Origin of the sequence: Carbonicoccus niuqiaonis (assembly GCF_050157065.1) — a bacterium.
GTDB lineage: Bacteria > Actinomycetota > Actinomycetes > Propionibacteriales > Propionibacteriaceae > Avipropionibacterium.
On the sequence record NZ_CP189573.1, the window covers coordinates 1657444 to 1670479 of the forward strand.

A 13036-nucleotide genomic window follows, 5' to 3' on the forward strand; every position below is an offset into this window, starting at 1 on the left:
GACGTCAGCTCTGGGAGGCGGGGGAGGACTCGGTGTTTGCCGACGACCCGCCACGACGACGACGGCGCCGACGACGGGGCTTGTCGTCGCCCGCGGCCTCCCCGGCACCGGATGTGCCAGCGGCGTCGGCCGCCGGGGACGGTGCCTCGGTCGTGGGGGCGTCGGCGGTGACCTCGACCCCGTTGTGCGTACGGCGTCGGTTCCGCTTGCGGCGGGGGCGATCGCTCCGCGGCTCGGCGTTGCGGCCGGAACCGGAGCCGTCGCGACCCGACCGGCCACGGCCCGGCTTGTCGTCGGCCTTCGGGGCAGCCTCGGCCGGCTTCAGCCGTCCGGTCGTCCCCGGTGCGATGCCCATGTCGTGGAACAGGTGCTCCGAGGTCGAGTAGGTCTCCTGCGGCTCCTCGAACGGCAACCCCAACGCCCGGTTGATCACCTTCCACCGGGTCGTGTCGGCCCAGTCGACAAAGGTGATCGCGATGCCCGAGGCACCCGCCCGGCCGGTGCGACCGATGCGGTGGACGTAGGTCTTCTCGTCGTCGGGGCACTCGTAGTTGATCACGTGTGTCACGCCGGTGACGTCGATGCCGCGGGCAGCGACGTCGGTGGCGGCGAGCACGTCGACGGTGCCCTCCCGGAACCGCTTCAGCGCCTTCTCCCGCGCGACCTGGTTGAGGTCACCGTGGATGGCGGCGGCGTTGAAGCCACGCTCGGCGAGGTCGTCGGCCACCCGCTGGGCGGCCCGCTTGGTCCGGCAGAAGATCATGCACCGGTCGCGGCCCTCGGCCTGCAGGATCCGTGCCACGACCTCCGGCTTGTCCATGCTGTGCGCCTGGTAGACGAATTGCGCCGTCGTCGGCACCGTCTCCTCCGAGCCCTGGGACTCGGCGCGAATGTTGACCGGGTGACGCAGGTGGCGCCGCGCCAGCGACACGATGGCCGACGGCATCGTCGCGGAGAACAGCATCGTCTGCCGCAACTCCGGGGTCTTGGCCAGGATCCGCTCCACGTCGGGCAGGAAGCCGAGGTCGAGCATCTCGTCGGCCTCGTCGAGCACCAGCACCTTGATGTGGCTCAGGTCGAGGGCGCGACGGTCGGCCAGGTCGAGCAGTCGGCCCGGGGTGCCGACGACGACCTCGACACCGGCGGCCAGTCCGTCGAGTTGCGGTTCGTAGCCGACACCGCCGTACACGGTGAGGACGCGGGCGCCACGCTGCTTGGCGGCGGTGGCGAGGTCCTTGCTGACCTGGCTGGCGAGCTCCCGCGTCGGTGCGACGACCAGGGCCTGCGGGGCACCTGGCTTGGCCTGCTCGGAGAAGTCGCGGTCGGTCGGCGAGACGATCCGTTGCAACAGGCTGACGCCGAACGCGAGCGTCTTGCCGGTGCCGGTCCGGGCCTGGCCGATCATGTCGGTGCCCATGATCGCGATCGGGATCGCCATCGACTGGATGGGGAACGGGTGCACGATGCCGACCGCGGCGAGCGCGTCGGCGATCTCGGGCATCACGCCCAGATCGGCGAACGTCTGCTCGTCGATCGGGTCGGGTCGGTCCTCCGGGTCGGCCGGGGTGTCGACCGCAACGGTCACCTCGACGTTGTCCAAGGTGGCATCGGTGTCGTCCGATGCGGTGTGGGTTGCTTCGGGCTGGCTGGCGTGCTCGCTCAGGATCGTGCCTTCTCTGTGCTCGTGCCGCCCTCGGTGTCGTCGCCGGGCAGCCGCAGTGTTCACTTCCCGGCACATCCTGTCGGCGCCATCGGGGGCGCTGGGTGCCCGAGTGCCCGTCCCCGGGCTGCTCGCGAGAAGTGTGACGCGTGGTGCGTACCCGCGCCATTCTAGCGTGTCGACCGCCTCACCGGTCACACCCGCCCTGCTTGTCGGGTCGCGAGCCCGGTCGTGCGAGGTCGGTGGTGCCCTTGTAGGCGTAGGGGTCCTCCCCGGCGACGAGGACGATGTCGCGGTGGTCGGAGACGGCGAACGGTTCGCCGTCGTCGTGCCAAGGCAGCAGTGACTCCGCGCTCATGTAGTGGTTGACCAAGGCCCGGCGGAGGCCGTGGGCACCACTGTTGGGCAGGGACCGGTGCAACAGGTAGCCGTTGAACACCACGGCCGCGCCGGCCGGGACCTCGACCGGTACGGCGTCGGCATCGGTGTACGGGAAGGAATGGGCCTCCCCGGTGCAGTCGAAGCGGTCGTCGCGCTGCACCCGTTCGGGGTAGAGCACCCCGCGGGCATGGGAACCGGGCAGCACCCACAGGCAGCCGTTCTCCACCGTGGCGTCGTCCAGTGCGATCCAGGCAGCCGTGAGGGAGCGGTCCCGGGTCGGGATGAAGTGTTCGTCCTGGTGCCAGGCCTGACCGGGGCGGCCCTCGGCCTTGATGAAGAGCATCGACTGCATCGACTTCACGTTGGGCCCGATCACCCTGGTGAGGCCTTCGACGACGCGCGGGGCGGACATGGCCCGCATCGCCATCGGGGACGCCTTGTGCGGAAAGTGGATGCACAGGAACTGTCGCAGCACCTCATCGTCGGACAGGTCGTCGCCCAACACCATTGGTCCGTCGAGACTGTCGATCGCACCGTGCTCGCCGCGGCACAGCCGGATCGAGTCAGCATTGATCGCCGCGACCTCGTCGACGTCGATGGCTTCGGCCAGTACGGCGAAGCCGTGCACCCGGACGTGCTCGGCGAAGGCCTCGTCCGGCTCGTCGAACAGCGGGAACGGTCGTCGGTCGGTGACGACGGTCATGGTGGCTCCTCACATTGGCACCGAAGTTTGTCCTATCCTGACCCCTCGAGAGGGGCGATACCATCTCCGGGAGCGACACGCTCATACCTGATCGTGACATGGGAAGGGTTGGAGGGATGGCCCAACTGCTGCGGACCCGAAGTCGCGTCATGGTCACCGACTACCCACCGGGAGCGACCTACGGCCCGCGTGTGTCGAGCGACCACGAGCTGTTGTGGTTGCTCACCGGTTCGGCCCGGTGGCGGGTGGACCGCCGCAACGGTCACCCCCCGATCACCCACGACCTCCGCCCGGGGATGTTGGCATTGGCCCGGGCAGGTTGGTGCGACGAGTTCTGGTGGGACCCGGTGGTGCCGACCCGGCATGCGTACGTCCACTTCGACGGCCCGTCCACCGACGTGCTGCCGCCGATCGCCGACTGGCCGGTGGTGACCCCGATGGCCTCGTCGCTGCTGCATGAGCTGACCGACCATCTCACCGCGATCACCGAACTGCCGACAGCGGCGGCGCGACGCCGGAGCGACCTGGTCGTCGAGCTGCTGGTCGACCTGGTCGTGACGGGAACGGCCCTGGCCCCCGAAGGGGTCGGCGGCCCGGTGGGGCGCGCCCTCGACCATGTCGTCAGGGAGTGGCGGGCCGCCGGGATGCGGCTGATCAGCGTCGACGAACTCGCCACCGTCGTCCACGTCTCGGCACGTCAGCTGTTCCGCGCCTTCGCCACGACGTACGGCTGTGGGCCGGCGGCAGCCCTGGAGCTGGTGCGTCTGTCGCGTGCCGCCTCACTGCTGTTGCGCAGCAACGAGTCGGTCACTCGCGTGGCCACGGTCACCGGCTTCGCCAACGCCTACCACTTCTCCCGCCGTTTCAAGCAGGCGTACGGAATGCCGCCGAGTCAGTTCCGGAGCAGCGACGAGGCCGATCCGATGGCACCGGTACGTACGGCGGGGCTCGGCCCGCTCGCTCAGCGGCTCCGGGCGGCCGTGCCGTGACCCTCACCTCGAGGCTCCTCTCGACGTGCTCAAGGTGCGGAGGGGCTCGAGGTGCGGAGGGGCTGGAGGTGCGGACGGGCTGGGGGACCTGGTCAGGCTTGGCGGAACCGACCTTGATGGGCCGGATCAGTGTCGCCGGGCATCCCGCGGGGTGCCCCGTGCTGTCCCACCTCCCGGGGGTCGGGGCTGATCACGAGATCCTCGGGGACCAGCGGTGGCGAGGCGTCGATGCGTCGGGAACGCACGGACCGGCTGCCACCGGGCAACGGGCGCTCGACGAGGTCGACCTCGGTCACCCGACGTCGCGAGGATCGCGGGATCTTGAAGGTTCTCACCTGGTAGGGGCCGAAGTCGGCCTGCAGGCTCCGGCCCACGAAGTCGAGGTCGAGCGTCGTGGACGTCGAGGTCCCGTGTGTCTCGACGGCTCGGACGATCACGTCGGGCTCGCCGTCCGTCGCCCCGTCGGCGGGATCCTCACTGCCCTTGATGGCGGTGATCATCACCCCGGCATCCCGTCCCGCGGCGAAGCTGGCTCGACCGGGCAGCGTGCCATGGTGGAAGGCCTCCAACATGGCTCGGACCGGTTGCCGCAGTTCGGCGGCACGCCGGGTGGGGTCGGCGTTGCGCCAGTCACCGTCGTGCGGCACCAGCAGGTAGCGGAAAGCCTGGCGCCCCTGGTCCTGGAAGCCGATGCCGGAGTCCGCGTCGAGCCGCTGCGGGTCGTTCCACGCGTACGCGGGGGAGCGGACCGCGGTGATTCCGATGCTGGGCGTGGAATCCGGTGTCGGGTGACCGGCCGGGCTCACGTCATAGCCGTGCTTGGCAGTCGTGATGACGGTCAGTCCCGCGTTCTGGTCGCCGGCGCTGCCCGAGAGGTCGACCCAGCTCTGCGCAGGCTCTTCCGCAGCGTCGACCGGACGGACCATCGTGGCGTACGGGATCTCGTAGGTGGCGGTCGGATCGGTCAGGGCCACCGGCACTCGGAGCTTCAGCACCGTCAGTGGTTCGCGCCAGTCGATCTCGACCCGCACCTCCAGCTCCGAGCTGTCGGCGTGGAGCATGAACTCCTCGATGACGGTCGAGGACCTCCAGCGCCGGAACACCTTGATCGATGCCCGGAGCGGTCCGCACTCACCCGGTTCGATCCGCTCCACCGGCAGTTCCTCGCCCGGCCAGGCGTAGGTGACCACGTGGTGGCCCCAGGTGTCGCTGCCGTCTCCGCACACCGTGAGGTGACCGCCGGCCGACCCGGCCACCAGATCGGTGCCGGTCGCCTTGTCCACCAGGGATCTGAGCCATCCGGTCACGGGATCGAGCTCCACCCGGAGTCGGTCGTTCTCCAAGGTCGTGTCGGTCGCGACGAGCGAGGTCGTCGGTTCGGTCCGGGTCGCGACCAGTCTGTACAGCGCGTATCCGGTGGCTGGAAGGTCGGCCGCAAAGGCGACCGCACCGCGGCCCGGATGCTCCATCGAGGCCACCGACCGCGTCGGCTGCGAATCCACCGGGGTGCCGTCGGCGTCGACCACACCGGCGTGCACCGGAGCGCTCATGCCGTAGTTCATGTCGACGACGGTACGGATCGGCCACGGGTGCGGGTTGAACACCATGACCGCCTGAGTCCCTTCCTGGAAAGGAATGTCGACCTGTCTGGCGATCGCGTTGTGGGCTCGGGTGGTGATCCGCTTCGCGATCGACACCGCCTCGCCCAGTTGATCACGGGCGTCCTCGTAGGCCGTCTCGATCGCCGAACCGGGCAGCACGTCGTGGAACTGGTTGAACAGCACCTGGTGCCAGGCTTGCGTCAGGTCCTCACGGGGATCGGCCAACGCCGGGTTGCCGTCGCGGCCCAGAACGTCGGCGATGATGGCCCACCGCTCGGCGGTCAGCACGGCCTGCTGGGCGCGCTGCTGCCACGACTTGATGCCACTGTGGGCCGAGTAGCAGCCGGCCGCGTGGTGCTGCAGGTCACCGTGCCACTCCGGCAGTTCGAGGTCGTCGGCTTCGACGCGAGCGGTGACCGCCGCGAAGAAGTCGGCCGGCGAGCTGAGCACCAGGTCGCCGTACGTGCCCATCCGTTGGTAGCGGCCGATCGAGTCGAGGTTGGCACGCGTCGGGCCACCACCGTGGTTGCCGACACCGTAGAAGATCATCAGGGGGTCGAAGGTGCGCTCGAGCTGGGCCAGGCCCTTGTCGATCTGGTAGGCGAGATCGCCGTCGGAGGAGCAGTACTCGAACGGGATCCGGCTCGTGAGGACGCGGGAGCCGTCCGGGGCCACCCACCAGAACGGTGTGTCGGGGACGTCACTCGCCTCGTGGGGACCCGGTCGAAGAAAGGTGTAGGTGTGCATTCCCTGTCCCTGCAAGATGGCGGGGATCATCGCGTTGTGGCCGAACGGATCGACGTTCATGCCGACGGTTGCCGGGGTGCCGAAGTGCTCGATCAGGAAACGCTGTCCGTAGAGGCCCTGCCGGGCGAACGACTCACCCAACGGCATGTTGCAGTCGGGCTCGACCCACCAACCACCGGTGTTGATCCAGCGGCCCTCGGCGACCCGCTCCTTGATCCTTTCGAACAGGACCGGGTCCTGTTCGCGAACCCAGGCCAGCAGCACGACCTGGTCGCAACTGAAGACGAAGTCGGGGTACTCCGCCATCCGGTGGATCACCGACCAGAAGGTGGCGCGCGCCTCGGCGTACCCCTCCTGCCAGGGCCACAGCCACACCGGATCGACGTGGGAGTTGCCGATCATGTGGATGGTCCGGCGAGGTCTGCCCGGCACGGTCGGGGCGGACTGCTCGGTCGGCAGGGGGCCCGACGGCGCGTTCCCCATCGGCAGGCCTGCTGTTGCCCGGTGTCGGGTGCGACCGTTCCCCACGTCGTCGGCGTCATGACTCACTGATCTCCTCCTGCGGCCCAGATGTCGAGGTGGTTGCTGATCATGTGGAGCAGCAAGGTGTGGACCTCTTGGATCCGGGGGGTCTCCCGGCTCGGCACGATCAGCGCATGGTCGGCGAGCGCGAGTGCCGGACCTCCGTCACCACCGCCGAACAGCACCGTGTGGGCCCGGTTCGTCCTGGCCTGCTGCAGCGCCTTGACGACGTTCGGTGACCGGCCCGAGGTGGTGAACGCACAGACCACGTCACCCGGCCGGGCCATCGCCGCCACCTGACGGGAGAACACGTCGACGAACGAGTAGTCGTTGGCCGTACAACTGGCGACCGACCAGTCGGTGCCCAGGGTGAGGCAGGGCAACGGGCGCCGGTCGAGGCGGTAGTGGCCGAGCAATTCGCCGGAGAAGTGCTGGGCGTCTGCGGCACTCCCACCGTTGCCGAAGGTCCAGGCAGAACCGCCGCCGGAGAAGCAGTTGATCATCAACTCCGCCACCTCGAGTGCGATGGGCACCAACTCGTTGGCCCGTGTCGAGGTGGCGACGTGCTCTCGGAGCTGGGCCTGCATGTGGTCGAGGGCCAGCTGATCTGCCCTGCCGATTCCGCTGTCGGTCGTCATGGTCGTCCGATCGTCGGGCGTGTCGGGAGGTCGTCGGTGATCATCAGGTGGCCGATGGCGCCCGCGCCGAGCAGCGCGGTCGACTCACCCAGCGCGGTGGCCTCGACTCGGCAGGACCGTGTCGGCGTCATCGCCTGGGTGGCGACGGCGTGTCGGATCGGGCCGAGCAGCAGGTCGGCCGACCTGCTGACGCCGCCCCCCAGGACGACCAGCTCGGGGTCCCAGACGTTGGCGAGGTCGACGATGCCTTGGGCGAGCAGGTCCGCCGTCTCCTGCCAGATCCTGATCGCGACCGGGTCACCGGCGCGGGCCATGGTGGCCAGGTCCTTGGCGTCGACCCGGGTCCCTGACACCTCCGCGGCGCGGGCTGCGATGGAGGTCCCGGAGCAGTACGCCTCCAGGCAGCCGCGGCGGCCGCAGCTGCAGGGCCGACCACCCGGCACCACCAGGAGGTGGCCCGGTTCACCTCCGTTGCCGGTGGCCCCGCGGAAGGGCACGCCATCGATCACCAGACCACCCCCCAACCCGGTCGACAATGTCAGGTAGAGAACGGATCCGAGCCCTCGACCCGCCCCCCACCGGTGCTCGGCGAGGGCGGCCGCGGTCGCGTCGTTGTCCACCACGGCCGGTCGGCCGAAGCGGGCGGTGGCCCAGTCCGTCACCGGCACGTCGTGCCAGTCGGGTAGATGAGTGGGGCTGACGCGTCCGGTGCCGATGTCCAAGGGGCCGCCGGAGGTGATGCCGATGGCGCCGATCGCTTCGTCGAGGTGGTCGTACGGCATGGAGCTCGCCGCCCGGGTCAACGACCGTTCGGCCTGCCGGGCCAGGTCGTCCAGCACCGGGCCCGGCCCGCCACCGCGCGTGGTCGGACCGACCTCCAGCCCGTGCACCCCACCCTCGGCATCGACAACTGCCGTGGCGAGCTTGGTCCCGCCGATGTCGAGCGCAAGGACGGGCGGCGTGACCGCAGGAAGGCCCTCGGTGTGGGGCACGGCCAGCTCAGTCATCGTCGGGTCGGGCGCCGAGAGCCACCGGCGCGGGACGCTCACAGGTGCTGGCGATCGGCCGGGCCAGGCCGTCCGCGCAGGAGGCCAACACCATGGTCATCACGTCGTTGACGTGATGGCCGAACTCGGCCGACTGCCGGTGGGGCTCACCACGCCGCAGCGCACGGGCCATGTCGGACAGACCGTAACCACGGTCGGCGCCGGCGAAGCCCGCGGTCGGTTCGACCGTACGGAACTCGCCGCCGTCGCTGACCAGCACCGGGTCGTCGAAGGCGTTCGGGTTGGGCACCAGGACGGTGCCGGTCGTGCCGTACGCCTCGATCGGCGGCAGAGTGGTGGCGACCACGTCGTAGCTGGTCAGCAGGGTCGAGATCACCCCGTCGCGGTGGCGGAGGGTGGCTGAAACGAAGGTGTCGATCTCCACCGGCAACTCGCGCCCGGCCTGCGGCGCCCCCTCGGGGACGATCCGGACGTCGCGGCCTCGGGCGCCCTGACCGTACACCCTGGCAATCGGACCGAACAGCGACACCAGCGAGGCGATGTAGTAGACCCCCATCTCCAGCAGCGGGCCTCCACCGGGCAGGTACATGAAGGCGGCCCCGGGGTGCCAGGACTCGAAGCCCTCGTTCAACATCGTGGCGGTGGCCGCGATCGGGCGGCCGATGGTGCCGGCGTCGATCACCTGGCGTGCGGTCTGCAGCCCGGTGCCCAGCACGGTGTCGGGAGCACTGCCGATCCGGCGGCCGGTCTCCTGGCCGACGCGCAGCAGTTCATCGGCTTCCTCGGCGGTGGCGGCGAACGGCTTCTCCACGTACACGTGCTTCCCGGCGCGGAGCGCCTCGATGCACAGCGATGCATGGGCCCTGGGCGGGGTGATGTTCAAGATGGCGTCGACCTCGGGATCGGCCAGCACGTCGGCGAACTCCCGGACCGGCACCCCTTGGTCGTCAGCCGCGCGTGCGGCCAGGTCCGGGTCGAGGTCGGTGACACTGACCACCTCGACGTTCGACACCCTCGCCAGGGTGGCGAAGTACGCCGCACTGATCGATCCGCAGCCGATCACGGCCACCCTCATCGGCTTGCCCATGCCAGTCCTCTCTCGATCAGTTGCGTGACCTCCGGTCTGGTCACGGTGGCCAGGTCGTGTCCTGGTGTTGCCACGAAGATCCGGCCCTCGCCCCAGTGCCGTACCCACACTGCAGGTGAGGTGACCGGTCGGTGCCACGGGGTGTCGGGTCGGGTGGGCTGGGTGGTGGTCGCCAGCACGTCCACGTAGTCGTCGGTGAGCAGCCAGTAGTTCTCCGAGACCAACTCGAAGTCCTCGAGTCCCCGGGTCGCCGGGTGGTCGTGCCCGGCCTCGGTGAACGTGACCCGATGCCGTACGAACACCGAAGGCGGCCCGTTGTCGTCCGGTGTCGACGGTCCGGCCGGGTGTGCGGCGAAGACCCCACCGACCAGGTGCATGAAGGTGGTGTTGCCGGGGAACGAGCCGGTGATGCCGCCGTGCCAGCCGGCCAGCCCGGTGCCGGCGGCGACCGCGTCGGTCAGCCCGGTCATCTCGTCGGCGGTGATCTCGCCCCCGGTGATGCAGTGGACGACGAGGTCGATGTCGGCCATCAGGGCCGCATCGGCGTAGGGGGCGGTGTCATCACTGATCACCAGCTCGTATCCGTTGGTTTCGAGGCGACCGGCGATGTGGTCGGTGGTCTGGACGGGCTCGTGCCCGTCCCAGCCGCCACGCACCACGAGTGCCCGGCGGGACGGTGGGGTCGTCATGCACTCTCCTCCTGTCGGTCCGGCGGGCTGCTGGCCAGCCGGACCGGTTGCCTGCGGTACTCCCCGGGGGTGACCCCGGTGGCGCGTCTGAACTGCCGGTGGAAGTGCGCCAGGTTGCCGAACCCGCAGTTCCAGGCGATCCGCGCGACGGGTTCGTCGGTGCCGGTCAACATGCGGCACGCATTCGCGATGCGCGTGTGGTTGAGGTACTCGGTGATGGTTCGGCCGGTCTGCCGACGGAAGAACCGGCTCGTCGCGGTCGGGCTGAGACAGGCGACCGCGGCCAGGTCGTCCAGACTGATCGGTTCGGTGAGGTGGTCGTCGATGTAGCGCAGCATGCCGTCAAGCCTGGTCATCATCCGACGGTCAAGGCGGGGCCCGTAGCGCGGGCTGGTGAGCTCCCTGCCGTCGGGACGGTTGGCGAGGTCGATCAGGTGGCCCAGCAGGCCGTGGGTCCGGCGTGCCGGATCGGAGTGGTAGGTGCGCCACCACTCCCCGAGGTCGGAGATCTGGAACTGCAGGCCTCGTCGGCTACGGGCGAGCAACTCGGTGACACCGGCGAACTCGGCCCGCTCGGTCCAGCCGACACCGAGCAGGTCGTCCCCGAACTGACAGCACAGCGATGCCGCGGGCGAGGAACTGACGTAGGTGTGCGGCAGGTTCGGACCCACGAGCACGAGGTCGCCGATCGCGAAGTCCTCGATGGAGTCCCCGACGTAGCGGGTACCGGACCCGTGCACGATCAAGGTGATCTCGTACTCCGGGTGGAAGTGCCACATGTAGCCGAACACGTCCTCGCGGTGGAACATCCGCCAACTCTGGCGGTCTCCGGACTCGATGCGTTCGAACTGGGCGTCCAGCATGAGCGAGATGATACGCAGCGGGCGAGGGGGTGTCCCCGGTTGCCGACGAGGCGGGCAAATGCGTACACAAAGTGGGCAACGTAGGCGCCGTGGCCGGCGACGTCGGCGGCGCAGAATTGCCGCCATGACCGATGTGCAGTCCAAAGCTCGCCCCGGGTCCGACATCGAAGTCGACCATCAGACGGTGACAACGCCGTACGTGTCCTCGGCCGAGGATCGCCAGTTCTTCGCCGACAACGGCTACATCAAGCTGCGTCAGGTGATCGATCCCGCGCAGCTCGAACACTTCGGCCCGTTGATCACCCAGCAGGTGATCGCACTCAACACCCAGGACGTGCCCCTCGCCGAGCGGGACACGTATGGCAAGGCGTTCCTGCAGATCGAGAACCTGTGGCGTCACGACGAGGCAGTGTCGCGGTTCGTGCACTCGCCGGACCTCGCCCGCCTGGCGGCGGAACTGCTCGGGGTGCGGGCGGTGCGGCTCTACCACGATCAGGCGTTGTACAAGGAGCCCAGCGGTGGGATCACGCCGTGGCATGCCGATCAGTACTACTGGCCACTCACCACCGACCGATGCTGCACGGTGTGGATCCCGCTGCAGGACACCGGCCCGCAGATGGGTCCGCTCACGTTCTACGCCGGCAGCCACACCTTCAGCGAGGGGCGGGACATGCCGATCAGCGACCACTCCGAACGACGCATCGCGGAGTTGATGACCGAGCAGGGCTTCGCCCGCGACGACAGCCCGTACGCACTGGGGGACATCAGCTTCCACCAGGGGTGGACCTTCCACGGCGCGGGGGCGAACCAGGGCGATGAGCCGCGTCGTGTGATGACGATCATCTACATGGACGCCGAGATGGTCGTGAAGGAGCCGACCAACGACAACCAGGTCGCCGACCTCGAGCACTGGCTCGAGGGGTCGCGACCCGGTGACGTCGTGGGCGGACCGCTGAACCCCCTGCTCTACGCAGCACCTGACGCGTCGAGGGGCGACGCGCCGGACGAATGATCGACCACGGACGAACCGAGATGAAATCGTTTGCATGAGATGAGGCTGGACGAAGGAATGACCTGACCGACAACGGTCGGGCACACCGCAAGGAGGCGGATTCTTGAACGGGCAGGAACGAGGCGGGTCGATCGGCACCGTGGTGCGTGACGGCGGGCCGACCGCGCCCTTGCGGGCGGGCAGCGAAGAGCCCATCGCGCCACCGGTGTCGGTGCTGACCGGCAAGCCGCTCAAGCCGTCTCGTGGCAGGGGTCGCCCCGGTCGCCGGCAGGCGACCATCGTCGCGTACGTGTTCCTGCTGCCGTCCATCATCGGCCTGCTCGTGTTCATCGCCTACCCGGTGGTCACGTCGTTCTACTATTCGTTCACCGACTGGGACGGAATGGGGCCCGCGGAGTGGATCGGGTTCGAGAACTACGTCTACCTGTTCACGATCGACCCGACGTTCTGGCCGTCGATCCGGGCCACGTTCTACTTCGTCCTGCTGACGGTGCCGTCCACCCTCGTCTGCGGATTCCTGCTGGCACTGCTGCTCAACCGTCGTTACCCGGGAGTGAAGATCTTCCGCACCATCTTCTACCTCCCGGTGGTGCTGCCCGGAATCGCCGTCCTCACGCTGTGGGCCTACATCTACGAGCCGTCGTACGGGTTGGCCAACCAGATCCTGGGTGGGCTGGGCCTGCCGACCAGTCGGTGGATCTACTCCGAGACCATGGCGATGCCGTCCATCGTGCTGATCGGGCTGTGGGGTGTCGGCGGGACCATGATCATCTTCCTCGCCGGCCTGCAGAACGTGCCGCAGGAGCTGTACGAGGCGGCACAGGTCGACGGGGCCGGGCCGATACGGCGGCTGTTCTCGATCACCCTGCCCATGATGACCCCGATCATCCTGCTGCAGGTGATCCTGTGCCTCAACCTCGCCTTCCAGGCCTTCAATCAGGTGCAGGTCCTGACCGACGGTGGTCCGGGGACCAGCACCTATCTGTTGGGCTACAAGATCTTCGTCAACGCCTTCGGCACCTATCCGCAGTTGGGGCTGGCCTCGGCGGAGGCGTGGATCATGCTCGTGCTGGTCGTCGGGGCGACCGCGCTGGCGCTCAAGACGTCGTCGGCCTGGGTCTACGAGGAGTGAGAGCC

The 13036-nt window shown here is 68.9% G+C and carries 11 protein-coding genes; 3 read left to right on the forward strand and 8 right to left on the reverse strand.

What is annotated here, in order from left to right:
* Window positions 1-4: 4 nt before the first annotated feature.
* Both ACQBAU_RS07585 and ACQBAU_RS07590 read right to left on the reverse strand, forming a co-directional pair.
* The gene (locus ACQBAU_RS07585; protein WP_465255949.1) at window positions 5-1501 is read right to left on the reverse strand and encodes a DEAD/DEAH box helicase; all 1497 of its coding nucleotides are present in this window, start codon (window positions 1499-1501) and stop codon (window positions 5-7) included.
* 346 nt (window positions 1502-1847) lie between these two features.
* Window positions 1848-2744 (reverse strand): phytanoyl-CoA dioxygenase family protein, encoded by an 897-nt coding sequence (locus tag ACQBAU_RS07590; protein WP_465255804.1) that lies wholly within the window; start codon window positions 2742-2744, stop codon window positions 1848-1850.
* 98 nt (window positions 2745-2842) lie between these two features.
* Here ACQBAU_RS07590 and ACQBAU_RS07595 point away from each other — a divergent pair, with 98 nt between their 5' ends.
* A complete protein-coding gene (locus ACQBAU_RS07595; protein ID WP_465259477.1) occupies window positions 2843-3733 on the forward strand; it encodes a helix-turn-helix transcriptional regulator in 891 nt (296 codons plus the stop codon).
* A gap of 92 nt (window positions 3734-3825) precedes the next feature.
* Here ACQBAU_RS07595 and ACQBAU_RS07600 read toward each other — a convergent pair whose 3' ends face one another.
* The 6 genes from ACQBAU_RS07600 to ACQBAU_RS07625 are packed head-to-tail and all read right to left on the reverse strand — an operon-like array spanning window position 3826 to window position 10887.
* Window positions 3826-6630 carry an alpha-mannosidase gene (locus tag ACQBAU_RS07600; RefSeq protein ID WP_465255806.1) on the reverse strand — a complete coding sequence of 935 codons (2805 nt, stop codon included), beginning with the start codon at window positions 6628-6630 and terminating at the stop codon, window positions 3826-3828.
* A complete protein-coding gene (locus tag ACQBAU_RS07605; protein WP_465255807.1) occupies window positions 6627-7241 on the reverse strand; it encodes a D-sedoheptulose-7-phosphate isomerase in 615 nt (204 codons plus the stop codon). Before ACQBAU_RS07605 ends, ACQBAU_RS07600 begins: the two co-directional genes overlap by 4 nt.
* Window positions 7238-8248, reverse strand: coding sequence for an ROK family protein (locus tag ACQBAU_RS07610; RefSeq protein ID WP_465255808.1), 1011 nt, complete (start codon window positions 8246-8248; stop codon window positions 7238-7240). The genes ACQBAU_RS07605 and ACQBAU_RS07610 overlap by 4 nt, the downstream gene beginning before the upstream one ends.
* On the reverse strand, window positions 8241-9335 hold the full coding sequence (locus tag ACQBAU_RS07615; protein ID WP_465255809.1) for a Gfo/Idh/MocA family protein: 1095 nt from the start codon (window positions 9333-9335) through the stop codon (window positions 8241-8243). The genes ACQBAU_RS07610 and ACQBAU_RS07615 overlap by 8 nt, the downstream gene beginning before the upstream one ends.
* Entirely contained in the window at window positions 9320-10024 is a 705-nt protein-coding gene (locus tag ACQBAU_RS07620) for a ThuA domain-containing protein (protein WP_465255810.1), read from the reverse strand. The genes ACQBAU_RS07615 and ACQBAU_RS07620 overlap by 16 nt, the downstream gene beginning before the upstream one ends.
* Window positions 10021-10887, reverse strand: coding sequence for a helix-turn-helix domain-containing protein (locus ACQBAU_RS07625; protein ID WP_465255811.1), 867 nt, complete (start codon window positions 10885-10887; stop codon window positions 10021-10023). Before ACQBAU_RS07625 ends, ACQBAU_RS07620 begins: the two co-directional genes overlap by 4 nt.
* Window positions 10888-11011: 124 nt before the next feature.
* On the opposite strand from ACQBAU_RS07625, the gene ACQBAU_RS07630 reads away from it, so the two are divergent.
* Together ACQBAU_RS07630 and ACQBAU_RS07635 are read left to right on the forward strand one after the other, a co-directional pair.
* On the forward strand, window positions 11012-11899 hold the full coding sequence (locus ACQBAU_RS07630) for a phytanoyl-CoA dioxygenase family protein (RefSeq protein ID WP_465255812.1): 888 nt from the start codon (window positions 11012-11014) through the stop codon (window positions 11897-11899).
* A 103-nt stretch (window positions 11900-12002) separates the two neighbouring features.
* Window positions 12003-13031 carry a carbohydrate ABC transporter permease gene (locus tag ACQBAU_RS07635; RefSeq protein WP_465255813.1) on the forward strand — a complete coding sequence of 343 codons (1029 nt, stop codon included), beginning with the start codon at window positions 12003-12005 and terminating at the stop codon, window positions 13029-13031.
* The last annotated feature ends 5 nt before the right edge of the window (window positions 13032-13036 follow it).

Excerpts from the sequence above, each read along its gene's own strand:
- ACQBAU_RS07585 (WP_465255949.1), bottom strand. The coding sequence starts at position 1,501 with ATGCCCGAGATCGCCGACGCGCTCGCCGCGGTCGGCATCGTGCACCCG.
- ACQBAU_RS07590 (WP_465255804.1), bottom strand. The coding sequence starts at position 2,744 with ATGACCGTCGTCACCGACCGACGACCGTTCCCGCTGTTCGACGAGCCG.
- ACQBAU_RS07595 (WP_465259477.1), top strand. The coding sequence starts at position 2,843 with ATGGGAAGGGTTGGAGGGATGGCCCAACTGCTGCGGACCCGAAGTCGC.
- ACQBAU_RS07605 (WP_465255807.1), bottom strand. The coding sequence starts at position 7,241 with ATGACGACCGACAGCGGAATCGGCAGGGCAGATCAGCTGGCCCTCGAC.
- ACQBAU_RS07610 (WP_465255808.1), bottom strand. The coding sequence starts at position 8,248 with ATGACTGAGCTGGCCGTGCCCCACACCGAGGGCCTTCCTGCGGTCACG.
- ACQBAU_RS07615 (WP_465255809.1), bottom strand. The coding sequence starts at position 9,335 with ATGGGCAAGCCGATGAGGGTGGCCGTGATCGGCTGCGGATCGATCAGT.
- ACQBAU_RS07620 (WP_465255810.1), bottom strand. The coding sequence starts at position 10,024 with ATGACGACCCCACCGTCCCGCCGGGCACTCGTGGTGCGTGGCGGCTGG.
- ACQBAU_RS07625 (WP_465255811.1), bottom strand. The coding sequence starts at position 10,887 with ATGCTGGACGCCCAGTTCGAACGCATCGAGTCCGGAGACCGCCAGAGT.
- ACQBAU_RS07630 (WP_465255812.1), top strand. The coding sequence starts at position 11,012 with ATGACCGATGTGCAGTCCAAAGCTCGCCCCGGGTCCGACATCGAAGTC.